General features: G+C 71.9%; 25 protein-coding genes. 16 read left to right on the forward strand and 9 right to left on the reverse strand.

The features are described from left to right. Positions 1–98: 98 nt before the first annotated feature. Both DMB42_RS21665 and DMB42_RS21670 read left to right on the forward strand, forming a co-directional pair. Positions 99–1,904 (forward strand): S1C family serine protease, encoded by a 1,806-nt coding sequence (locus DMB42_RS21665; RefSeq protein WP_125636775.1) that lies wholly within the window; start codon positions 99–101, stop codon positions 1,902–1,904. 101 nt (positions 1,905–2,005) lie between these two features. Further along, entirely contained in the window at positions 2,006–2,374 is a 369-nt protein-coding gene (locus DMB42_RS21670; RefSeq protein WP_125636776.1) for a sec-independent translocase, read from the forward strand. A 66-nt stretch (positions 2,375–2,440) separates the two neighbouring features. Here DMB42_RS21670 and DMB42_RS21675 read toward each other — a convergent pair whose 3' ends face one another. Continuing rightward, positions 2,441–3,580, reverse strand: a complete 1,140-nt coding sequence (locus tag DMB42_RS21675) for an Mrp/NBP35 family ATP-binding protein (RefSeq protein WP_125636777.1) — start codon at positions 3,578–3,580, stop codon at positions 2,441–2,443. A gap of 158 nt (positions 3,581–3,738) precedes the next feature. Between DMB42_RS21675 and DMB42_RS21680 the strand changes: the two genes are divergently transcribed. Further along, the gene (locus DMB42_RS21680; RefSeq protein ID WP_125636778.1) at positions 3,739–4,200 is read left to right on the forward strand and encodes a MarR family winged helix-turn-helix transcriptional regulator; all 462 of its coding nucleotides are present in this window, start codon (positions 3,739–3,741) and stop codon (positions 4,198–4,200) included. Here DMB42_RS21680 and DMB42_RS21685 read toward each other — a convergent pair. Together DMB42_RS21685 and DMB42_RS21690 are read right to left on the reverse strand one after the other, a co-directional pair. Continuing rightward, positions 4,184–4,651 (reverse strand): DUF1003 domain-containing protein, encoded by a 468-nt coding sequence (locus tag DMB42_RS21685; RefSeq protein WP_125636779.1) that lies wholly within the window; start codon positions 4,649–4,651, stop codon positions 4,184–4,186. The two genes, DMB42_RS21680 and DMB42_RS21685, sit on opposite strands and share 17 nt — an antisense overlap. Further along, positions 4,641–5,849 carry a magnesium transporter MgtE N-terminal domain-containing protein gene (locus DMB42_RS21690; protein WP_260477838.1) on the reverse strand — a complete coding sequence of 403 codons (1,209 nt, stop codon included), beginning with the start codon at positions 5,847–5,849 and terminating at the stop codon, positions 4,641–4,643. Before DMB42_RS21690 ends, DMB42_RS21685 begins: the two co-directional genes overlap by 11 nt. Before the next feature lie 98 nt (positions 5,850–5,947). Here DMB42_RS21690 and DMB42_RS21695 point away from each other — a divergent pair, with 98 nt between their 5' ends. Next, the gene (locus tag DMB42_RS21695; protein ID WP_125636781.1) at positions 5,948–6,898 is read left to right on the forward strand and encodes a DMT family transporter; all 951 of its coding nucleotides are present in this window, start codon (positions 5,948–5,950) and stop codon (positions 6,896–6,898) included. 18 nt (positions 6,899–6,916) lie between these two features. On the opposite strand, the gene DMB42_RS21700 is transcribed toward DMB42_RS21695, so the two are convergent. Continuing rightward, the gene (locus DMB42_RS21700; RefSeq protein ID WP_185844787.1) at positions 6,917–7,285 is read right to left on the reverse strand and encodes a hypothetical protein; all 369 of its coding nucleotides are present in this window, start codon (positions 7,283–7,285) and stop codon (positions 6,917–6,919) included. A gap of 51 nt (positions 7,286–7,336) precedes the next feature. Between DMB42_RS21700 and DMB42_RS21705 the strand changes: the two genes are divergently transcribed. The 6 genes from DMB42_RS21705 to DMB42_RS21730 are packed head-to-tail and all read left to right on the forward strand — an operon-like array spanning position 7,337 to position 11,212. Further along, positions 7,337–7,978, forward strand: coding sequence for a hypothetical protein (locus DMB42_RS21705; protein WP_185844788.1), 642 nt, complete (start codon positions 7,337–7,339; stop codon positions 7,976–7,978). A gap of 55 nt (positions 7,979–8,033) precedes the next feature. Then, positions 8,034–8,645: a molybdopterin-dependent oxidoreductase gene (locus DMB42_RS21710; RefSeq protein WP_125636783.1), complete on the forward strand. Its 612-nt coding sequence runs from the start codon at positions 8,034–8,036 to the stop codon at positions 8,643–8,645. Further along, positions 8,615–9,340 (forward strand): ferredoxin reductase, encoded by a 726-nt coding sequence (locus tag DMB42_RS21715; protein ID WP_125636784.1) that lies wholly within the window; start codon positions 8,615–8,617, stop codon positions 9,338–9,340. Before DMB42_RS21710 ends, DMB42_RS21715 begins: the two co-directional genes overlap by 31 nt. 10 nt (positions 9,341–9,350) lie before the next feature. After that, complete coding sequence (locus DMB42_RS21720) at positions 9,351–9,620, forward strand: DUF6510 family protein (protein WP_125636785.1); 270 nt, start codon at positions 9,351–9,353, stop codon at positions 9,618–9,620. A 2-nt stretch (positions 9,621–9,622) separates the two neighbouring features. Further along, positions 9,623–10,219 (forward strand): molybdopterin-dependent oxidoreductase, encoded by a 597-nt coding sequence (locus tag DMB42_RS21725; protein WP_125636786.1) that lies wholly within the window; start codon positions 9,623–9,625, stop codon positions 10,217–10,219. A gap of 60 nt (positions 10,220–10,279) precedes the next feature. Next, a complete protein-coding gene (locus DMB42_RS21730; protein WP_125636787.1) occupies positions 10,280–11,212 on the forward strand; it encodes a CoA ester lyase in 933 nt (310 codons plus the stop codon). Here DMB42_RS21730 and DMB42_RS21735 read toward each other — a convergent pair. Continuing rightward, positions 11,202–11,747 carry a DUF6529 family protein gene (locus DMB42_RS21735; protein ID WP_125636788.1) on the reverse strand — a complete coding sequence of 182 codons (546 nt, stop codon included), beginning with the start codon at positions 11,745–11,747 and terminating at the stop codon, positions 11,202–11,204. The genes DMB42_RS21730 and DMB42_RS21735 overlap by 11 nt on opposite strands. Beyond that, a complete protein-coding gene (locus DMB42_RS21740; RefSeq protein WP_125636789.1) occupies positions 11,744–12,439 on the reverse strand; it encodes a hypothetical protein in 696 nt (231 codons plus the stop codon). Before DMB42_RS21740 ends, DMB42_RS21735 begins: the two co-directional genes overlap by 4 nt. A gap of 100 nt (positions 12,440–12,539) precedes the next feature. Here DMB42_RS21740 and DMB42_RS21745 point away from each other — a divergent pair, with 100 nt between their 5' ends. Both DMB42_RS21745 and DMB42_RS21750 read left to right on the forward strand, forming a co-directional pair. After that, the gene (locus DMB42_RS21745; RefSeq protein WP_185844789.1) at positions 12,540–13,547 is read left to right on the forward strand and encodes a CPBP family intramembrane glutamic endopeptidase; all 1,008 of its coding nucleotides are present in this window, start codon (positions 12,540–12,542) and stop codon (positions 13,545–13,547) included. A 449-nt stretch (positions 13,548–13,996) separates the two neighbouring features. Then, positions 13,997–16,765 carry a hypothetical protein gene (locus DMB42_RS21750; protein WP_125636791.1) on the forward strand — a complete coding sequence of 923 codons (2,769 nt, stop codon included), beginning with the start codon at positions 13,997–13,999 and terminating at the stop codon, positions 16,763–16,765. Here DMB42_RS21750 and DMB42_RS21755 read toward each other — a convergent pair. Next, the gene (locus DMB42_RS21755) at positions 16,749–17,150 is read right to left on the reverse strand and encodes an NUDIX hydrolase (protein ID WP_125636792.1); all 402 of its coding nucleotides are present in this window, start codon (positions 17,148–17,150) and stop codon (positions 16,749–16,751) included. The genes DMB42_RS21750 and DMB42_RS21755 overlap by 17 nt on opposite strands. A 74-nt stretch (positions 17,151–17,224) precedes the next feature. Here DMB42_RS21755 and DMB42_RS21760 point away from each other — a divergent pair, with 74 nt between their 5' ends. Genes DMB42_RS21760 through DMB42_RS21775 form a run of 4 tightly spaced genes read left to right on the forward strand, consistent with a single transcriptional unit; the run spans position 17,225 to position 20,172 of the window. Continuing rightward, positions 17,225–17,851 carry a DUF6758 family protein gene (locus DMB42_RS21760; protein ID WP_125636793.1) on the forward strand — a complete coding sequence of 209 codons (627 nt, stop codon included), beginning with the start codon at positions 17,225–17,227 and terminating at the stop codon, positions 17,849–17,851. 42 nt (positions 17,852–17,893) lie between these two features. Further along, entirely contained in the window at positions 17,894–18,508 is a 615-nt protein-coding gene (locus tag DMB42_RS21765) for a MarC family protein (protein WP_125636794.1), read from the forward strand. Positions 18,509–18,519: 11 nt separating this feature from the next. Next, on the forward strand, positions 18,520–19,242 hold the full coding sequence (locus DMB42_RS21770; RefSeq protein ID WP_185844790.1) for an MBL fold metallo-hydrolase: 723 nt from the start codon (positions 18,520–18,522) through the stop codon (positions 19,240–19,242). Positions 19,243–19,269: 27 nt separating this feature from the next. Then, complete coding sequence (locus DMB42_RS21775; RefSeq protein WP_125636892.1) at positions 19,270–20,172, forward strand: PD-(D/E)XK nuclease family protein; 903 nt, start codon at positions 19,270–19,272, stop codon at positions 20,170–20,172. Positions 20,173–20,190: 18 nt separating this feature from the next. Here DMB42_RS21775 and DMB42_RS21780 read toward each other — a convergent pair whose 3' ends face one another. Both DMB42_RS21780 and DMB42_RS21785 read right to left on the reverse strand, forming a co-directional pair. Further along, positions 20,191–21,096: an oxygenase MpaB family protein gene (locus DMB42_RS21780; RefSeq protein ID WP_260477839.1), complete on the reverse strand. Its 906-nt coding sequence runs from the start codon at positions 21,094–21,096 to the stop codon at positions 20,191–20,193. 13 nt (positions 21,097–21,109) lie between these two features. After that, positions 21,110–22,000: an alpha/beta fold hydrolase gene (locus DMB42_RS21785; RefSeq protein ID WP_125636796.1), complete on the reverse strand. Its 891-nt coding sequence runs from the start codon at positions 21,998–22,000 to the stop codon at positions 21,110–21,112. Positions 22,001–22,060: the final 60 nt, after the last annotated feature.

Genomic DNA, 22,060 nt, shown 5'->3' on the forward strand with positions numbered 1-22,060 from the left:
TCTGGGTTCGGTATTTGTCGCAAACAAAGCCTTTTATGACCCTCGTATGCCGCAAGAGCGAAGATTGCGGTGGCCGAGCAAGGAGTGGTGAGACGTAGATGACCGACGAGACGCGCCCCGGAGAAGGACGCACAACGTCGGACTTCCCCGAGCCACAGGGGCGGCCGGAATTCCTGCCCGCCGAGGAGACGGGCGAGCACGCGGACCGGCGGTCCGACCCGCCCGCCTCGTTCGGCGCGTCCTGGGGCGACCCGTCCGGCCGCGCCGAGCAGCCGGGCCACTCCGAGCCTGGCGCGCCGCCGTACCAGCCGCAGGGCTACTCCGAGCCTGGCGCGCCGCCGTACCAGCCGCAGGGTCCTTCCGAGCCTTCGGGCCCGTCGCCGTACGAGCCGGTGGGGCGTTCCGAGGGGGCGCCGCCGTCGCCGTACGAGGGCGGTGGGCCGTCCGGGGCGCAGGGGGGCGCGCGGGCCTATGAGGGGCCCTCCTTCGAGAGCCCCGGCGCCTCGCGGGGGAGCGAGGGGCCGTTCTTCGAGACTCCCGGGGGCACGCGGGCCTACGAGGGGCCGTTCTTCGAAAGCCCCGGGGGCACGCGGGCGTACGAGAGCCCGTCCTTCGGGCCGGCGGAGACCGGGCCACGGCCGCCGCAGCCGCCGCCGTTCATGGGCGCGTACGGCGGGCACCAGCCGCCGCCGCCGCGCCAGGCCATGGGCATGGGCCCGGGATGCTCGCCACCGCCGCCCGGCGCGCCCGGCGCGGGCACGCTGCCCAGGCGCGGCCTCAACACCGGCGCCCTGATCGCGATCGCCGTGGCCATCGCCCTGGTCGCCTCCGTGCTCGGCAGCCTCGGCACGTACCTGCTCACGCGCACCGGCAGCAGCGGCACCGACCCCTCCTACAGCCTCGGCCCCGTCCCGACGGGCGCGACCAACAGGGCGCCCGACTCGGTGGCCGGCGTGGCCGCGCGGGTGCTGCCCAGCGTGGTCTCGCTGGAGGTCGGCAACGGCGCCAACACCGAGGGCGCGTCCGGCTCCGGATTCCTGATCAAGAACGGCTACGTGGTGACCAACAACCACGTGGTCGCCATGGCCGCCAAGGGCGGCGAGATCCGGATCATGTTCAACAACCGTAAGACCACCGCCGCCCGCATCGTCGGCCGCGACCCGGGCTCCGACCTGGCCGTGGTCAAGCCCGAGGAGACCTTCGGCACGCCCGAGATCACCCTCGGCAACTCCGACCAGGTCGTGGTGGGCGACCCGGTGATCGCCATCGGCTCGCCGCTCGGCCTGACCGGTACGGTGACCACCGGCATCGTCAGCTCGCTCAACCGTCCGGTCATCGCCGGCGACGAGACGGGCGCGGCCACCGAGGAGCCGGCCTACATCAGCGCCATCCAGACCGACGCCGCCATCAACCCCGGCAACTCCGGCGGCCCGCTGGTGAACGGCAGGGGCGAGGTCGTCGGGGTCAACTCGGCCATCGCCACCCTGAGCCGTTCGGTGGGCAGCCAGAGCGGCAGCATCGGCCTCGGCTTCGCGATCCCGGTGAACCAGACGCGCCGCGTGGCCGAGGAACTGATCACCACGGGCAAGGCCAAGCGTCCCAAGATCGGCATCGTGCTGGACAAGGACTACAAGGGCCAGGGCGTGCGCATCGCGTCCGAGCCCGCCGAGGGCCGCCAGCCGGTGGACGCCAACGGCCCCGCCGACAAGGCCGGGTTGAAGGCGGGCGACGTCATCATCGAGGTCGACGGCCTGACGCTGCAGGACGGCAACGAGCTGATCGCCCTGATCCGCAGCAAGGCCCCGGGCGCCAAGCTCACGGTCAAGTACCAGCGCGCCGGCCAGGAACGCACCGCCACCCTGACCATCGTCGCCGACGAGCAGCCCGCGCCTACTCCGTCCTGAGAGATCTCTCCTGAGTGATATGACCCAGGGGAGACGGTTCAGCCACGGGCTGGAGCCTTTAGTCTGTGGAGAGGATTGTGGACTGCGGGTAGGAGCGTACGGTGTTCGGACTCGGGTGGATGGAGGTCGGAGCGCTGATCGTCATCGCGCTCCTGGTCTTCGGTCCTGACAAGTTGCCGCAGGCCGCCTCGCAGGCGGGCAAGACCCTGCGCAACCTGCGGCGCATGGCCAACAACGCGCGTGACGACCTGCGGGCGGGCCTCGGGCCGGAGTTCCAGAACTTCGACCCCGCCGACCTCAACCCGAAGAACTTCGTGCGCAAGCACCTGCTCGACGACATCGAGGACGACTGGAACGGCCGGCCGAAGGACCTGGAGCCGGCCGCCGTGGGGTCGTCCTACGACGCGCCTGAGCCGCCGGTGGAGCTGGCCTATGGGGAGTTGCCCCCCTACGACTCCGAGGCCACCTGATTCGCTCTGCAGACGCGAAACGGGCCCGCTCAGCTTTGCTTGAGCGGGCCCGTTCGGCGTCAGGGGTCAGGAGCGGTTGGGCGCGAGGCCGAGCTGCATGCCCTTGAGGCTGGAGGAGCGCTTGCTCAGACCCGCGGCGATCTTCCGCAGCTCCGTGGCGGCGGGCGAGTCGGGGTCGGTCAGCACCAGCGGCTTGCCCTCGTCGCCGCCCTCGCGCAGGCGCAGGTCGATCGGCACCTGGCGGAGGCGGGGGACGCGGGCGCCCAGCGTACGGGTCAGGGCGTCGGCGACGGTCTGGCCGCCGCCCTCGCCGAACACGGCGACGCGCTCGTCGCAGTGGGGGCAGGGCAGCCAGGACATGTTCTCGATCACGCCGGCGATCTGCTGGTGGGTCTGGGCGGCGATCGAACCGGCCCGCTCGGCCACCTCGGCGGCGGCCTGCTGGGGCGTGGTCACGACCAGGATCTCCGCCGACGGGAGCCGCTGGGCCACCGAGATGGCGATGTCGCCGGTGCCCGGGGGCAGGTCGAGCAGCAGGACGTCGAGGTCGCCCCAGTAGACGTCGGCCAGGAACTGGTGGAGCGCCCGGTCGAGCATCGGCCCGCGCCAGACGACCGGCGTGTTGCCCTCGGGCTTGAACATGCCGACCGAGATGACCTTGATGTCATGCGCCGACGGCGGCATGATCATGTCCTCGACCTTGGTGGGACGCTCGGCGGCGCCCAGCATGCGAGGAATGCTGTGACCGTAGATGTCGGCGTCGACGATGCCGACCTTGAGGCCGCTGGAGGCCATGGCGGCGGCCAGGTTGACGGTGACCGACGACTTGCCCACGCCGCCCTTGCCGCTCGCGACGGCGAAGACGCGGGTCAGCGAGCCGGGCTGGTTGAAGGGGATCTCCTTCTCCGGGCCGCGGTCGCCCCTCAGTTTGGTCTGGAGGGTCTTGCGCTGCTCGGTGCTCATCACGTCGAGCTCGATCTGGACGTCCGTCACGCCGCCGACCTTGGCGACCGCCGTCTTCACGTCGCGGGTGATGGTGTCCTTCATCGGGCAGCCCGACACCGTGAGATAGACGCCCACGCGCACCGCGCCGTCCGGGGCGATCTCGATGTTCTTGACCATGTCGAGATCGGTGATCGGGCGGCGGATCTCGGGGTCGATGACGGTGGCGAGGGCGGCCGTCACCTGTTCCTGGGTTGGTGCCATCGAAGTCTCGGCACGAGGGAGTGCCGTCCCTCCTTAGTCGTCTATGTGTGACAGGCGCTGAAAGCCAGTGAGGATGCCCCTCCATGGTATGAACCAGGGGAGCCGCTGAGTTAATCCGCGCTGTTAGGTGTCTGTGCAACAACGTCTAAGGTTACTGCGTGACTCTTCTGCGCGACGAGGGGCTCACCGCCGAGGAGCTGGCGGTCTGGCGGACGTTGCAGCGGGCCCAGGTCCGCATCGCCCGCCGCCTGGAGACCGAACTGCTCGTGGCCCACGACCTGCCGCTGGCCTCGTACGAGGTGCTGGCGCAGCTCGACGAGGCGCCGGGGCGGCGGCTGCGCATGAACGACCTGGCCGACCGCGTGCTGCTCTCCCGCAGTGGGCTGACCAGGCTGATCGACCGGTTGCAGCGCCACGGGCTGGTCGGGCGGGAGGCGTGCTCCGACGACGCCCGCGGGCTGTTCGCGGTGCTGACGGAGCCGGGGGCCGAGCGGCTGGCCGAGGCCACGCCCACCTACCTGCGCGGGGTCAAGAGCCAGTTCCTCGACCTGCTGGGCGCCGGCGACATCGGCGAGGTGCGGGCGTTGCTGGCCAGGCTCGACGTCACTGACGTTTGTTGAGCTCCTCCAGCAGCCGGTTGAGCTCGGCGCGCAGGTAGTCGCGGGTGGCGACCTCGTTCAGGGCCAGGCGCAGGCCGGCGATCTCGCGGGTGAGGTATTCGATCTCGGCCTGGTTGCGGTCGGCGGTCTCGCGGTCCTGCTCGTACTGGATGCGGTCTCTGTCGTCCTGGCGGTTCTGGGCCAGCAGGATGAGCGGCGCGGCGTAGCTGGCCTGCAACGACAACATCAGCGTGAGAAAGATGAACGGGTACGGGTCCCATTTGAGCGCCGGGGGCGCGGCGATGTTCCAGATCACCCAGATCGCCACGAACACCGTCATGTAGACGATGAACCGGGCCGTCCCGAGGAAGCGGGCGATGCGCTCGGACAGGCGGCCGAACGCCTCGGGGTCGTAGTGCGGACGCAGCGAGCGGCGCAGCGCCCGCGGCTGGTCGAGTCGTTCAGTGGTCACGGTCGTCCCCCTCACGCCAGTTATCGGGAAGCAGGTGGTCGAGTACGTCGTCGACGGTCACTGCTCCGACCAGTCTGCCCAGTTCGTCCACGACCGGTGCGGCGACCAGGTTGTAGTGGGCCAGGAAGGCGTGGACCTGGCGCAGGGTGAAGTCGGGCCTGATCGGGTCGAGCGAGGGGTCGAGCACGCGGCCGAGCAGCGTCGAGGGCGGCTCGCGCAGCAACCGCTGGAAGTGCGAGACCCCCAGGTACGTGCCCGTCGGCGTCTCGGTGGGCGGCCTGGTCACGTAGACCTGGGCGGCGACGGCGGGCGGCAGGTCCTGCTGCCTGATGTGGGCCAGCGCCTCGGCCACCGTCGCGTTGGGCGGCAGGATGACGGGCTCGCTGGTCATCACGCCGCCCGCGGTGTCGTCGGCGTAGGTCAGCAGCCGCCGCACCGGAGCCGCCTCGCCGGGCTCCATGAGCGCCAGCAGCCGGGCCGCCTGCTCCTCGGGCAGGTCGTGCAGCAGGTCGGCGGCGTCGTCGGGGCTCATCTCCTCCAGGACGTCGGCGGCCCGCTCGGGTTCGAGGGTGCCGAGGATGCCGATCTGGTCGTCGGGCGGCAGCTCTTCGAGCACGTCGGCCAAGCGGTCGTCGGCGAGCTCGCGGGCGATCTCGATGCGGCGCTTGCTGGGCAGTTCGTGCAGCGCGCTGGCCATGTCGGCGGCGCGCAGCGACTCGAACGCGGCGATCAGGCCGGCCGCGCCCTGGTCCTTCTGCAGGGTGTCGAACCCGGACACCTCGCCCCAGTCCACCGTCCTGGGCTCGCGTCGGCGGCCCTTGAAGAGTGCGACCTTGGTGATCTCCCACCGGGAGGGCAGGCTCTCCTCCATGGCGACGTCGTAGACCGTCATGGGCTCGTCGCCGACCCGTACGGACAGGTCGAGCACCTCGCCGATCACCAGCGTCTCCGTGGCGCGCTGTTCGAACCGGCGCATGTTGAGCCGTCCGGTGAAGACGAGGGCGCCCGCCTCGATGCGGCGTACGCGGGTGATCGGGAGGAACACCCGGCGGCGCGGCTGCACCTCGACGACCATGCCGTGCACCTGCGGATTCCCGGTGATGCGCAGGCCCACCACGACGTCCCTGACCCGGCCGATCTGATCGCCCGTGGGGTCGAAGACGGGGGTCCCCGCCAGCCGGGCCACGAAGATCTTCACGTTGGCCAGGCTAACAGTGAGACGCCGTTGCGCCCCGGCTGCCTGGCATGTCAGTATCAAACGCGTTAAACGCTGATTACTGGTCTGTAGGGGTAGCGATGAGGTTGACGGGGCTCGCACTGGCATTCGTGTCGTCGTGTTGTTTCGCGTTCTCCGGGCCGATGGCCAAGTACCTCATCGCGGCCGGGCTGGCGCCGATCGAGGCCGTCTGGACGCGGATGGCGGGCGCCGGGCTGCTGCTGGTCGCGGTGCTGGCGGTGGTGAGACCCCGGGCGCTGTACATCCCGCGTGCCCGGCTGCCCTTCCTGGGGTTGTACACGGTGATGGCCGTCGCGGGCGTGCAGTCGCTCTACTTCGTCGCGATCACCCGGCTGCCGGTGGGGATCGCGCTGCTGCTGGAGTTCATGGCGCCGGTGATGGTGGTGGCCTGGGTCCGGTTCGTCCGCAAGGTACGCCTGGCCAGGGCCGCGTACGTCGGCGCGGTGGTCGCGTTCGCCGGCCTCGCGATCGTCGTCGAGGCGTGGCAGGGCATGCGGCTGGACGCGCTCGGCCTGATGCTCGGGCTGCTGGCCGGGGCGTGCTGCGCCGGGTACTTCCTGATGGGCGACAGCCTCGGCCCGGACATCGACCTGCTCGGCCTGGTCGCCTGGGGGATGGTCGGCTCGGCCGTCGTGCTGATCCCGTTCGCGCGGCCCTGGGACATCCCCTGGGACGCCTTCACCCGTTCCGTGGCCCCGCAGGGCGGCACGACGTTGCCGGTGCTGGGGGCGTACCTGTGGCTGGTGCTGGTGGCGACCGCGCTGGCGTACATCCTGAGCATGAACATGCTGAAGCGGCTGTCGGCGGCGGTGGGGGCGGCGGTCGCCTCGCTGGAGGTCATCGGCGGCGCGGTGGTCGCGTGGGCGCTGATCGGCGAGAGGCTGGGGGCGTTCCAGATCGTCGGCGGGCTGATCGTGCTCGGCGGCGCGCTGCTCGCCCAGACCGCCACCGCGGGCGGCCGGCCTCAGCCCGTCCCGGACCGGCCCGTCGAGGTCACCGCCCAGGTGTGAGCCCGCTCGCCCAGGAGGTCAGCGCTCCGGGGTGAGGCGCAGGACGGTCGAGTCGTCGGCCCAGCGCCGGGTGAGGTGCTCGCTGTCGGGGGCGTTCAGCCGCTCCTTGGCCAGCACCGCGACGGCGTCGGGCGCGGCGGCCTGGGCGACGACCGAGACCGCGGCGTCGAACTCCACCAGCCGCGCGCCGTTGTCCTTGCTGCGCAGCGTCACGTGCACCCGGTCGAGCGCGTCGAGCCCCGGCAGGTGTTGCTCGCCGCCGCCGGTCACGAGGTAGATCGCGCCGTCGTGCCAGGCGTGCCAGGCCAGGCGCGGGCGGTCGAGGGTGAGCCAGAGGATGCCGGACTTCTTGGCGCCCTCCTCGATGGCCGCGTTGTCGTCACTCACGATCAGACTGTAACCCTCGAACCGCTCGGGGCCCGCGCGCGTTTCACCGGTATGCGGTCGATCATCCTTCTGCTCGTCCTCGTCGCGGGGTGCGGCGTCGCCGGACCCGAGCCGCCGCCCGCGTGCGGGAGCTCCGCCCGTACGGGCCCGCTGGACACGCGCGTCCTGCGGCAGGTCGTGTACGACTACCCCGCCTCCCCGTCGCCCGAGGCGCTCGCCGGGAAGGTGAAGACCGTCGTCACCGGCCACGTGACGGGCTGGGTCGCGGGGCCCGTGGTCGAGGAGGGCATCCCGGGGGACCGCACCCGGTACGTCCTCATGCGCACCCAGGTCGGGAAACGGCTCAAGGGCGCCGCCGCGGACGTCGTGGACGTCGCCTTCCACCAGGGAGCGGCGCTGGACGACGAGGGCACGCCCGTCCACAGCGTGGCCGACTTCGCCCGCGCCGTGCCCGCGGGCACCCGGGTGCTGCTGTTCATGAACGACGCCAGACCGTCCGGCACGGTCGTCGAGGGACGTCCGGTCGTCCACTCCACGCCGCCGCAGGGCGTGATCCTGCACGAGGTGACCGACGACCCGGGAGGCCGGGCCGTCGGAGGCAAGGACGAGATCTTCTCCTCGCCGGGCTGGAACCAGCCGTGCGGCATCGACGGCCTGATCGCCCGCCTGTACGCCCACGGATTCACCGGCTGAACACTTTGCCCTTTTCTGGTGTCCGCCGGGTGCCCGGCCGGGGAGAAACGGGTTCATGGGGATCGTCTCGCGCGGCTTCGCCGGAAAGCACTTCCGGCGTCCGCGGCCCGAGCTGGCCGGGCGGGTGCCGCCGGGGCAGTATCTGGCGGAGGGGTTCCCGGTGCTCACCGCGGGGGCGACGCAGCACATCCGGACCGAGCGGTGGTCGTTCACCGTCAGGGGCGGCGCGGGGGAGCCCACCTGGACGTGGACCGACCTGCTGTCGCTGCCCGCCGAGCACATCACCGTGGACATCCACTGCGTCACCCACTGGAGCAAGCTCGACACCACCTGGACGGGCGTGTCGCTGGACCGGCTGCTGACCGGGGCCGACCGGGCCGCCGGTTACGCGCTGGCCGTCAGCTACGGCGGGTACGCCACCAACCTGCCGGTCCCGGAGATCGTGGACGGCAAGGCGTGGCTGGTCTACGCCTACGAGGGCGCGCCGATCCCGCCCGAGCACGGCGGCCCGGTACGGATGCTCGTGCCGGCCCACTACCTGTGGAAGAGCGCCAAGTGGATCCACGAGCTGTGGCTCATGGACGAGGACCGCCCCGGCTTCTGGGAGCGGTCCGGCTATCACAACTTCGGGGACCCATGGCGGGAACAGCGGTACTACGACGACTGACCTGGCAGCCGGCCACGATCGCCGAGGTCGTCCCCGAGACCGACCAGACGCGTACGTTGCTGCTCGACGTGCCCGGCTGGCCGGGACACCGCGCCGGCCAGCACGTGGACGTGCGGCTGACGGCCGACGACGGCTACCAGGCGACCAGGGCGTACTCGCTGGCCGGCGCGCCCGGCGAGCGGCCCGCGCTCACCGTGGCCAGGGTGGAGGGCGGCGAGGTGTCGCCGTACCTGGTGGACGTGGCCGGGCCGGGCGACCAGGTGGAGGTGCGCGGCCCGATCGGCGGCTACTTCGTGTGGGAGCCGACTCCGGAACGGCGGCCGTTGCTGCTGGTCGCGGGCGGGTCGGGTGTCGTACCGCTGCGGTCGATGCTGCGCCACCGCGCCCGGCTCGGCGACGGCACCCCGGTACGCCTCCTCTACTCCGCGCGCGACCCCGGCCAGGTCGTCTACCGGGACGAGCTGGAGGCCGCCGACGGCGAGGTGACCTTCGTCTACACCCGCTCGGCGCCGACCGACTGGCCCGAGCCCGTGGGCCGCATCGACCGCTCGCAACTGGCCCGGCTGGCCTGGCCGCCCGCCCACGAGCCGCTGGCCTACGTCTGCGGGCCCACCGCGTTCGTCGAGCACGTCGCCCAGATACTCACCGCCCTGGGCTACCCGCCCACCGACATCCGCACCGAGCGGTACGGCTAGGAGAGACACCATGCACCACCCCGTGGACGGCAACGCCGCGGCGGGCCCGCTGGCCCAGTTCTTCGGCAGGGACATGACGGCGGCCCAGGGCGTCTGCGCGCAGTGCGGCATGAACGGCCCGCTGGCCGAGGCCACCGTGTACGGCCCCGCCCCCGGCACCGTGCTGCGCTGCCCGAACTGCGACAACGTGCTCATGACCCTCGTGGAGGCGCCGGGCCGGATGATGGGCACGATGCCGGGCCTGCGCCTGCTGGAGACGCCCGTCCAGGAAGGGTGCTGACCGTGCCCGTCGTCTCGAAGGGGTTCACGGGCCGCGGCGGGCACGACGACCGCCTGCCGCCCGGCCAGTACCTCACGACCGGGTTCCCCGTGTTGTCCGCGGGCCCGACGCCGCGCCTGGACACCCGCGACTGGACGTTCACCCTGGTCACCGAGACCGGCCGGGAACGTACCTGGACCTGGGGCGAGCTGCTGGACCTGCCGCAGAGCGCCCCGCGCACCGACATCCACTGCGTGACCGGCTGGTCCAAGTTCGACACCGACTGGCAGGGCGTGTCGGTCGACGTCCTGCTCGACGACGTGGACACCGACGCCGGGCACGCGGAGGCGTACTGCCACGGGGGTTACACGACCAACCTGCCGCTCGCGGACCTGCGCGGCGGCAAGGCTTGGATCGTCCACACCTTCGACGGCGACCCGCTGCCCGCCGAGCACGGCGGCCCGGCCCGCCTGCTGGTCCCGCACCTGTACTTCTGGAAGTCGGCCAAATGGGTCAAGGGCCTGCGCCTGCTCGACCGCGACCGGCCCGGCTTCTGGGAACGGGCCGGGTACCACAACCACGGCGACCCGTGGCGCGAGCAGCGGTACTGGAACAGCTGATCGCCCCCATAGACGGGGGACGGCTGCCGCGGCGGCGGGGCGGGCCGTTAGCGTGGGCGCATGCGCTCACGTCGTTCCGTGCTCTCCGTGCCGGGCAGCAACCCGCGTTTCCTGGAGAAGGCCCAGACCCTGCCCGCCGACGAGGTCTTCCTCGACCTTGAGGACTCCGTCGCGCCCCTGGCCAAGGACGAGGCCCGCAAGAACGTCGTGACCGCGCTGCGCGAGGGCGACTGGACCGGCAGGACCCGGGCGGTCCGGGTCAACGACCTCACCACGATGTGGACGTACCGGGACGTGATCGAGGTCGTGGAGGGCGCAGGGGAGTTCCTCGACTGCCTGATCCTGCCCAAGGTGCAGGACCCCACCGAGGTCATCTGGCTCGACACCCTGCTGACCCAGATCGAGAAGGCCATGGGCTACGAGATCGGCCGCATCGGCATCGAGGCGCAGATCGAGAACGCCCGCGGCCTGGTCAACGTCGACGCCATCGCCGGGTCGTCGAGGCGGCTGGAGGCCCTGGTGTTCGGGCCGGCCGACTTCATGGCCTCGATCAACATGCGTACCCTCGTCGTCGGCGAACAGCCGCCCGGCTACGTCGAGGGCGACGCCTACCACTACATCCTCATGCGCCTGCTGATGGCCGCCCGGATGCACGACCTCCAGGTGATCGACGGCCCCTACCTCCAGATCAAGGACGTCGAAGGCTACCGGCGGGTCGCCCGCCGGGCCGCCGCGCTCGGGTTCGACGGCAAGTGGGTGCTGCACCCGCTGCAGGTCGAGGCGGCCAACGAGGTGTTCTCGCCCACCCAGGAGGACTACGACCACGCCGAGCTGATCCTGGAGGCGTACGAGCACTACACCACCGTCGAACGGCGCGGCGCGGTCATGCTGGGCGACGAGATGATCGACGAGGCCTCCCGCAAGATGGCGCTCGTCGTGGCCGCCAAGGGCAGGTCGGCCGGTCTGTCCAGGACGACGTCCTTCACACCTTGACGCCCACCACCGTGAAGAACCAGAACGACGAGGTCAGCCACAGCCCGACCAGCGCCGTGAAGGCCAGCCCGCCGAGCACGGGCAGCGTCCAGCCCGGCGCGTCGCGCTTGGGCAGCGCCAGCATCTTCGCGGTGAACACGCCGTAGAAGAAACAGCCGAGCAGCGAGTGGGCCAGCACGCGCGGCACGTCGTACTGCAGGCCCAGGGCGTACAGGCAGTGGAAGGCGACGGGGATCGTGAGCAGGAACGCCAGCCGCCCGGACCACCGGTGCACGCCGTCCGGGATCTCGACGCCGAGCCTGCCCCACATCGACAACGCCGAGACCACCTGGACGATCGCCAGCACGAACGCGCCCGTCGTCAGCCACGCCTTCATCGGCAGCGCGGCGGAGAACCCGGCCGGGCCGACCGCGAACCCCGTGGGCGTGTGCGCCCGGCCGTAGACGCCGAGCGCCAGCGCCGCCAGGCCGCCGGCCAGCAGCGGGAGCAGGAGAACGGTCGCCGTCCCACGGGACGGCTGCTGGAGGGTGGTCATCGCATCTCCTCGATGAAGGCGTCGACGTCCTTGGGGGAGACCGCGGTGCCGGCGACGGTGACCGGGGTGTCCGGGCGCTCGTCGTCCAGCTTGGGGATCGGCACCTGGTCCTGGCCCACGAACGCGGCGCCGACCTGGTCGTAGCCGCCCCCCGGGCGCGGGACGCGGATCCAGCCGGCCCGCAGCTTCGCGCCCCTGACCAGCGCGGTCGCCCGGTAGAGGCCGGACGGCCGGACCACCACGGGGGCCGTGAAGCGCCACTTCCCGCCGCCGACGGACAACCAGCCCCTGGCCCGTCCGTCGCCGAGCGTGGCCGTCGCGCGGGCCGTGCCGAGGCCCTTCAGCACGACCTTGCCGCCGGCCTCGCCGCCCTTGAACCAGGCTTCGGTCTTCCCGTCGCAGAAGTAGCCGACGGCCTTGCCGTCGCGGACGGAGATCGCTATCAGGCCGCCGTTGCCTTTGACGTACCCGCCGTAGTCGGCCTTGGGGATCGTCGTGGCCTCGGTCCTGTCCGGAGTGGGGGACGCGGTGGCGGTGGTCTCCGCCGCCGAGGGCTCCTCGGGGGCCGGGACCGCGGGCGTCGTACCGGCCGCGGTCTTGGGCGCGGGTGTCGCGGTGACGCTGGCGACACCCAGCCCCGCGGCGAGGACTGCGCCCGCCGCCAGGGTGATGAAAGGTCCCAGCCTTGACATGGACTGCTCCCAGGGTCGGAATCCCGTACGAATCCGAGCATCCGCCCAAAGAGGTGGGCCGTCTGTGAACTTATGCTCACCCGGCAGACAGAATGTATGGATGCAGGAGAACCCTGGACCGAATCCGCCATATGGCAGCCAGCCGCCCGGGCCGCCCGTCTATCCTTACGCGCCGCCGCCCGTGCCGCAGCGACGGTCCTGGTTCCTGCCGACGCCGCACGGGGTGCGTTTCGACCATCTCGCCCGTACTCCGGCGAACGAGCCGTGGCGGGCCATCGTCGGGACGATCATCGTCGGCATCGGGTTCTTCGTCATCGGCACGGGTGTGCTGCTCGTGGGCAAGGCGGTCGAGCTGATCCTCGGCCTGCCCGCGCCGTCCGACCCCGCGCAGATCTTCGGCGACCCGGTGTTCGGGCTGGTCATGGTGCTGCTGTCGATCGCGGCCGTGCTGCCCCTCGTCTTCGGTACGGCCGCGCTCGTCCAGCACCGCAGGCCCGGCACGTTGTCGTCGGTGGCGGGACGGCTGCGCTGGCCGTGGTTGCTGCGCTGCGCCGGACTGGCCGTGCTGGCGCTGCTGCTGGGCCAGATCGCGCAGGTCGCCGCCCTGTCGATGTCCGGCGAGGAGTACTCCGACCTGTTCGGGTGGGTCGGCTGGCCGCGGTTCCTGCCCGCCCTGCTGGTGATCGTGTTGCTGGTGCCGTTCCAGGCGGCGACCGAGGAGTACATCTTCCGGGGATGGTTCGTCCAGGCGGTCGGCGTGCACGTGCGCAATCCGGTGTGGGCGATCCTCATCGGGTCCCTGCTGTTCGCGTCCCTGCACGGCTACTCGTGGGTGGGGCTGCTCGACGTGTTCGCGTTCGGCGCCGTCATGGGGTGGCTGGCCGTACGGACCGGGGGGCTGGAGGCGCCGATCGCCCTGCACGTCATGAACAACATGCTGGCCTTCGGGCTCAGTGCGGCCTCGGGCAGCCTGGAGGACGCCCTGGACCAGGGCAAGACGCCGATCCCGTGGCAGGCGTTGTCGGGGACGGTCGTGCAGCTCGGGGTGTACGCGATTGGTGTCTTGTATCTATCCAAAAAGCGGTCAGTAAGCACTATTTCTGGATAAATCAGGCGAGAGGTGCGGGAAATCTCGCTAGAGAGGTCTCGCCAATCCGGCTCAGGCATGTTGGTCTGGTTCCTGTGGGACAGGCGAGGGCGTCACGGAGGTGATCGTTTTGCTGGGACGGGGTACAAAATAGGCGCATAAAGTGGGACAGGATTTGTGGAACGGTCCGCAATGTGCGACCGTCCGCTCACCGTTCTTCCGCTCTTCCGCGCAACCCGGGTTGACCAGTCCGATTCGACGAGTTCCACCTGTACGACGAGTTCGACTAGGAGGTGCGGCGCGTGGCCTCCGGCCCCAGCGATCCGCCACGGCGAGCGCCGGACGACGACGACCCGCGTCCTGAGGACGCCTCGGAGCCTCCCTCTGCCGAGGAGCCCAGGATCCGCCACTCCCCGCCCGGTCCCACGGACGATCGGGCCCGGGGCTTACCCCTGACCTCCCCTTGGGGCATGCCGCCGTTCGCGTCCCCGATCCCGGAGGAGTCACCCCCGGAACCGCCCAAGGGGCGCAGGCCGTACAGCTCGCCGACGGCCGAGCCGGAGACCGAGCCCCGCCGCCGCCCCAGGCGCGTCGTCAACCGCCCCGACAAGCTCGTGGCCGGCGGCCCACCCCGCCCGGAGCCGCCCGCACCCCCTCCCGCCGAAGGCCCCCAGGACGCTCCTGAGGGGCCGCAGGACGCGACGGCCCCCGCCCAGCCCTTACGTGAGCCCCCGTACCACCTCCCGATCCCCGCCGACGAGGCCGCGGAAGAGCCGGAGACCGCCGAGCCCCCAGAGACCTTCGAGGTTCCCGATTGGGACGAGGGCGAGCAGGAGGATCCCGAGGTCCGGCGGGTCGGACGTCCTCCCGGCGGACGTCCCACGAGACCCGACCTGCTGGTCGCGACGGGCCCGCCGCGTAACGCCGGCTCCGGCGGCCGCCACCACAGAGGCCCGGCCCCCGCCGCCGTACGCAGGTCCAGCCCCGTACGGCGCGGCAGCAGGATCACCCCGATCGCCCTCACCATGGCCCTGGCGCTCCTCGTGACCACCGGCGTGCTCGTCGTGTGGCGCTGGAACGGCGCCGACCCCACCGGCCTGCGCCTGGCGGCGGGCACCGGCCGTTCGGGGGACGAACTGTTCACCGTCCCCGCCGCGGGCGTCGGCACCAACCAGAAGCTCAACGACATGGCGTCCGTGGGCCGCGCGGTGGTCGCCGTCGGCAGCGACACGACCAGCCCGACCCCGCGCCCGCTCTTCCTGTTCTCGTCCGACGGCGGCAAGCACTGGCAGCTCGGCCAGGTGAGCGGCGCCTCCACGCCCACCGTCCAGCGCGTGGTGGGCGGCGGCGGACGCTGGCTGGCCAGCGGCGGCGACGGCCTGTCGGGCGAGCGCGGCCTGTGGACCAGCACCGACGGCTCCAGCTGGACGACCGTCGACGCGACCGGCATGGCCGCGTTCCGCCCCGGCGACCAGGTCTACGACATCGCCAGGACGGCCTCGGGCTTCGTCGCCGTCGGCGCCTCGGGGGAGGGCGGCTCCGGCCCCGCGGCCTGGCACTCGGCCGACGGCCGCGCCTGGGAGCGCGTGGAGACCAAGGGGCTCGACGTCCAGGAGATCAGGGCGGTCGTCGCCCAGGGCGACACGGTCGTGGCCATCGGCCGCCCGCTCGACGGGACCGGCTCGCGGGTGCTGCGCTCGGCCGACGGCGGACGCCGCTGGCAGGCGACCGGCTTCCAGCTCCCCGAGGCCGAACCGCGTACGGGCACGGTGGCCGTGCTGCCCAAACGGTTCGTCCTGGTGCCCACCAGGCAGCGTACGGTCGCCGGCGACGTACGGGTCTACTGCTCGCCCACCGGGGCGCAGTGGGCGCAGTGCGGCTCCATCGGCGGCCTGAGCGGCGAGAGCCCCGGCGTGGAGTCGCTGATCTCCTACCCGTCCGGCGTGGCCGCGATCAGCCAGGCCACCCTCGGCAAGTACTCGGTCCTGACCAGCACGGACGGGCGCGGCTGGGCCAAGCGGGCCGACCTCGGCGACCTGTCGGGTGCCACGCTGCGCGGGTTCACGATCTCCGACGGCGGCACCCTGTTCGCCGGCGGCGACCGGGCGGCCTCCGACGTGGACAACCAGCTCGTGCTGATGAGCGCGCCGCCGCGCGGCAACGTCTCCCGCGTCCAGCTCGGCCAGGTCGAGGGCCTGACCAGGGTCTCGCGCGAGACCACCAGGCTGGCGGCCGACGGCGGCCGGTACGTCGCGGTCGGCTCCGCCTCGGGCGACGCCGGCCTCTGGACGATCAAGAACTGGCAACGCTGGAAGTCGATGAGCCTGGGCGGCCCCGGCAGGCAGATCCTGGAGGACGTCGCCCACGGCGGACGCGGCTGGCTGGCGGCCGGCAGCACCCAGACCACCATGGCCGTCACCGACCCCCTGCTCGTCACCTCCGGCGACGGCGAGACCTGGCGGCGCGTGCCGGTCTCCGGCGACCTGGCCCGCGACCGCGACCAGCCCTACCTGGACACCCACGCGGTCGCCGCGGGCAAGAAGGGGTACGTGCTGGCCGGCGAGCCCGGCGACCAGGCGGGCTCGGCGGCCGCCGCCATGTGGTTCACGCCCGACCTGCGCAAGTTCACCCGGTCGAAGAAGTTGCCCCAGGGCGGCTCGGGCGTACGGATCCACGACGTGATCGCGACCTCCGACGGCTACGTCGCGGTCGGCGGCTCGGGGAGCTCCGACCGGGAGGGCAGCGTGGTCTGGTTCTCCGACGACGGCGTGAACTGGAGTGCCCGCAAACGCCTCACCCCGCCGGACTCCACCTCGGCCGGGCTGCGGCAGGTCACGACGTACCACGACAAGCTCGTCGCCATCGGCACGGCCATGACGAACGGCTCACGCCGCGCCTTCTCGGCCGTGTCCGACGACGACGGCGAGACCTGGACGACGGCGTGGCTGCCCGCCGACCAGGCCGCGGCCGTGCACGACCTGGCCGCGGCCGACCAGGGCCTGGTGGCAGTCGGCTGGCACGGCACCCCCGGCGAGGGCGACAGCGCGGCCTGGGTCTCGCAGGACGGCCTGTCGTGGACCCGCATGGCCCTGACCAAGGACCGGCTCTCGGGCCTCGGCACGCAGGCGCTGACGGCCGTGGCCGTCAGCGGCACGGAGGTGGTGGCGCTCGGCCGGTCCACGACGTACGACACCGACCACCTGATCCTGTGGACCTCCAGCCTCACGGAGAACCGGTGAGCACGCCCCACTCCGTCAGGCAGCCGAGCAGCCCCTCGGTGAGCGGGAGGAGCGCCAGCTCGGCGGTGGCGCACCAGCGCAGGTCGGCCGCGTCGTCACCGGCGGCGGGCACGCCGCCGGTGACGGTCGCCAGATAGTCGCGGATCACGTACGTGACGCCGCCCGGCCCGGGACGCTCCACCGTGCCCGCCAGGCGGCCCACCTCGACGCGCAGCCCGGTCTCCTCCAGGATCTCCCGGCGCAGGCCCGTCGCGTCGCTCTCGCCGGGCTCCAGCCGCCCGCCCGGGAGCGACCACAGGCCCATGCCTGGCGGATGGCCCCGCTGGACGAGAAGGAGCCGGTCAGAGGCGTCGAAGATGATCGCGCCGACACAATTTACGCGCACATGACCAAGATTACGACGGGATAACGGATACCGGTCTTGACGCGACCGTGCCGGAGGAAGCACCGTGGGTAGCTGTGAGAGCGGCTCCTACCTGCCCAAGGTGCTTCGGCCCGCTTCACGGGTCGAGCGCCGTGTCGAGTGCGTTTCATTGCGATACGCACGGCGACGTCCTGCCGTACCAGCCTCCGAGACCGCCCACGGGCGAGTCACTGGAGGCCATGCGGAAGCGCTCGGTGGTGCCCGTGTGGCTGCCGTGGCCATTGCCGCCCGGCTGGACGGTGACCGGGTTCGGCGAGGCCGGGGACGAACGTACCGGCTCGCGGGCCAGCGTCGTCGCGCTCAGCGGGCCCTCGCCGATCGAGGGGCCGGCCGACCTGCTGGTCATCTCCGAGGAACCGGGCGTGGGGCTCGGGGCGACGTTCGCCGGGCTCGACGGGCCCGACCCGGGCGAGGGGTTCGACTCCGGGCCGCCGAACGCGAAGATCGAGGTGCTGGGGCATCCCACGGCGCTGTGGTGCCTGGCCGGGATCGACGACCGGGCCGTCTACGCCGGCGAGGCGCTCGGCAACTGGTTGTGGACCATCGCCTGGCCCGCCGAGGCCGGCTGCATGATCGCGATGGCCGAGCTGTCCCTCCAGGACGCCCGTGACCGCGACTTCGAGGTGCCGTTCGGCGGGTTCTCGCCGCTGTTGGAAGACTGAGCACACAGGTTCGCCTCCCCCGGGCGGCCGGTTGGGGGAGCGGTGTCGGGGGTCAGGTTCTTCGTCGAGGCGTTCGTGACGATGTTCGTGATCATGGATCCGCCCGGCGTCATCCCGCTCTTCCTCGCCTACACCTTCGGCCGCACGACCGCCGAGCGCAGGCGCATCGCCTGGCAGGCCGCGGTGACGGCGTTCTGCCTGGTGGTGGTGTTCGCCGTGTTCGGGCGGGCCATCCTGTCGTACCTGCACGTCGAGGTGCCCGCCATGCAGATCGCGGGCGGGCTGCTGCTCCTGCTGGTGGCCCTGGAGCTGCTGCGCGGCGCGGCCGAGCCGCGCGCCGACACCGTACGCTCGAACGTCAACGTCGCCCTCGTCCCGCTCGGCACGCCGCTGCTGGCCGGGCCCGGCGCGATCGTGGCGACCATCGTCTTCGCCCAGCAGGCCGAGGGACGCGCCGACGGGCTGGCGGCGCTGATGCTGGCCATCGCGGCCGTGCACATCCTGCTGTGGCTGTTCATGCGCTTCTCGGTGTCCATCATCCGCGTCATCAAGGAGAACGGCGTGGAGCTGGTCACGAGGATCGCCGGACTGCTGCTCTCCGCCCTCGCGGTGCAACTCATCATCAACGCGATTCGCGCTCTCATGCAGACGGGCTAAAGTTCGGAAGCGTGACAGCGCGTATCGAGCGAGTGGTGACCGAGGGCGTCGTCGACATCGACGGCACCGAGCACAAGGTCGAGAACAACACCTGGATCGTCGGTGACGACGACGAAGTGATCGTCATCGACGCGGCGCGGGACGCCGAGAAGATCCTCGAACAGGTCGGCGAGCGGGAGGTGCTGGCCGTCATCTGCACCGCCGGCCTGCCCGACCACGTCGGCGCCGCCATCGAGGTGGCCAGCAGGGACGAGGCGATCGTCGCCCTGCACCCCAAGGACAAGCCGCTGTGGCGGGAGACCTGGCGGGAGACCTGGCCCGACATCGACATGGAGGACGACGGCGTCTTCGGCGTCGCCGACGTCCAGCTCGACGTCATGGAGACGCCCGGGGTCAGCCCCGGCGGGGTCTCGCTCTACTGCGAGGCGCTCGGGGCGGTCTTCACCGGCAAGGCCCTTCAGGCCGACGGCCCCGGCAAGCTCGGCGGCGAGTACCCGGCGCTGGCCGACCAGCTCACCTCGATCGGCGGCCGGCTGTTCACGCTGCCGGCCGACACGCGGGTGCTGGCCAACCACGGCGACGAGGTCACCGTCGGCGACCTTGAGCCCCACTTCGACGACTGGGTGTCGGGCTCGCTGACCCGCGACCCCGCCGCCGGTGGCGACGCCGACCAGGGTCCGCTGACCGACGGCACCAAGATCTCGGGCATCAAGCTCGGCCCCGGCGACGAGTAGGTGTACGACCAGCTTCCGCTGGACGGGATGCCGCGGCGGCTCTACGCGTGCACGCCGTCGCGGTTGAACACCTGGCTCGACTGCCGCCGCCGCTACCGGTTCACCTACCTGGACCGGCCGCAGCCCTCCAAGGGGCCCGCCTGGGCGCACAACAGCGTCGGGGCCAGCGTGCACAACGCGCTGGCCGGGTGGTGGCGGGAGCCGTACGAGCGGCGCACGCCGCTGACGGCTGCCCTCCTGCTCACGAACGGGTGGATCACCGAGGGCTTCAGGGACGCCGCGCAGTCGGCCGAGTGGCTGGGGCGTGCCCGCGACCTCGTGTCCGGATACGTCTCGACCCTGGATCCCGCCGACGATCCGGTCGGCGTCGAGCGCACGGTCGCCACGCGTACCAAGGTGATCGCGTTGTCCGGGCGCATCGACCGGCTCGACCGGCGCGGCGACGAGCTGGTCGTGGTCGACTACAAGACCGGCCGCCGCCCGCTCACCCAGGACGACGCCCGCGCCTCCCTCGCCCTGGCCACGTACGCGATCGCGGCCTCGACGATGATGCGTACGCCGTGCCGCGCGGTCGAGCTGCACCACCTGCCGACCGGCGAGATCGTCGAGTGGCGCCACACGGACGAGTCCCTGGGCCGCCACCTGACCCGTGCCGAGGAGATCGCGGTCGAGGCCGCCACGGCCGACGAACGTTACCGCGACACGATGGGCGCCCCTGCCTCGTCCAAGCGGTCCGCCTCGTCCTCCGGCCGGCGGCCGGGCGCGGGGGAGCGGCCCACGGTCGGCCCGGCCGAGGTGCCCGCCGAGCTCGACGCGGTGTTCGCCCCCAGCCCGGGGCCGATCTGCTCGTGGTGCGACTTCCGCCGCCACTGTCCCGAGGGCCAGGCGGCCGGCACCGAACGCAACCCCTGGGACGGCCTCGCCGACTGACCCGCCCCGCCCCGCTGGTCAGGCAGCCGGAGCCGCCGGCCAGCGACGGGGATCGGTCAGGCCCTTGAGCCCCTTGCTCACGTCGTAGCCGGCCGCGCCGAGCCGGGCCCGCGCGCTGGCCAGCATCGCCCGCGTGGACGGCATGAACGCCCGGTCGTGCACCGGCTCGGGCAGCGTGTTCATGCCCAGCCTGAACGCCTTCAGCGCCGCGGTCACCGTCGCCGCGGGCACCTCTGGGAGTACGCCGTACATGCGCCTGGCCCACTCGGGGAGCGTGTAGTAGCAGAGCGCGCCGAACGGGAAGTAGGCCGGTTTGCCCGGCGACAACCTGCGCAGCTCGTACGGCAGCCGGGGCCACAGCAGGAACCGCACCGTCGCCGCGGCCTCCTCGGTCACCCGCAGGGCGGGCCTGGCCTGCTTGAAGTAGGCGTCCATCTCGGCGCACGAGCCGGGGACGTCCTCGGGGTGCAGGCCGACGTACGCGGCGCTCCTGCGCTGCTCGCGCAGGTAGCGGTCGGCCTGCCGCTCGTTCAGCCCGAGCCCGCCGCGCCTGGCCACCTCCAGGTACGACGACACCTCCGCGCAGTGGACCCACAGCAGCAGCTCGGGGTCGTCCACCCGGTGCGTGCGGCCGGTGCTCGGATCGGTGATGCGCAACGCCTTGTGGATGCCGCGCACCCGCCTGCCGATCTCGTCGGCCTCCGCCGGGCTGCCGAACGTCACCCGGCCCACGAAGTCGGCCGTGCGGCGCAGACGGCCGAACGGGTCGTCCTGGAACGTGGAGTTCTGCCAGACGCCGAGCATGGCCAGGGGGTGCAACGCCTGGAGCATGAGGCCGCGTACGCCGCCCACCCACATCGAGCGGTCGAGATGCACCTGCCAGGTCGCGCTCCGCGGCGCCTGGACGACGATTTCGTCCGTCATAGTAAGTAGATGATTACATGGCATTGGACCTTGTGTCCAAATAGTGCTTCTCGGCCGCGTTCCAGAACCTGACCAGCGCCGCGGCCGTCGTCTCCGGCGCCTCCACGGCGGGCGAATGGACCGCGCCGGGCACGACCACGCACTCCGCGCCGAGCCGTGCGGCCGTCTCCGACTGTGTCTCGGGCGACCAGCCGTCGTCGTGCTCGCCGTAGAGGACCAGGGTGGGGACCTCGATCTGGCGCAGCTCGTCGGTGCGGTCGTACATGCTCAGCACCTGCTCGGCCATGCAGGCCAGGCCGGTGGGGGAGTTGGTCAGCAGCCGCTTGCGCAGGAACGCCAGGATCTCGTCGGAGACGTCGGCGGCCAGCGCGTCGGGCTCCATCCGGTGGTGCCAGAGGTGTTCGAGACCCAGCGTGGGGATCTCCTCCATGATCTGCCGGCCGTTGCGCGCCCGCCGGCCCTCGACGCCCGCGGGGCCGGAGCTCATCAGCGTGAACGAGGCGAACCGCGTGCGCCCGTCGATCACGGCCTCGCGCGCGACCAGGCCGCCGAACGAATGGCCCACCAGGTGGACGGGGTCGCCGCCGCCCCTGGCCTGGGCGAGCAGGTCGACGTCGGCCCCGAGGGCCGCGCACGTGTAGGCGGCGGGGTCGTCGGGGCCCGGGGTCTCGTACTGGCCGCGCAGGTCGACGGCCACCACCCGGCGGCCGGACTGGGCCAGGGTCATCAGGACCGCGATGAAGTCCTCCTTGCTGCCGGTCAGGCCGGGGACCAGGAGGGCGGGCCAGCGCTCGACCACTCCGCTGACCGGAAGCGCCTCCAGAGCCGCGAACGCACCCTGGGGCGTTTCGAGCTTCTGCGGCGTCACGCCGGGTGGCAGGTCGAGGAATCGCGGCGTACTCACGTGGGGCAACAATACCCAGAGGTCAGCGCCTCGACACCGGCAAACCCACTACGCTGGTGC

Source organism: Nonomuraea sp. WAC 01424, assembly GCF_003947315.1.
Classification (GTDB): Bacteria; Actinomycetota; Actinomycetes; order Streptosporangiales; family Streptosporangiaceae; genus Nonomuraea; species Nonomuraea spiralis.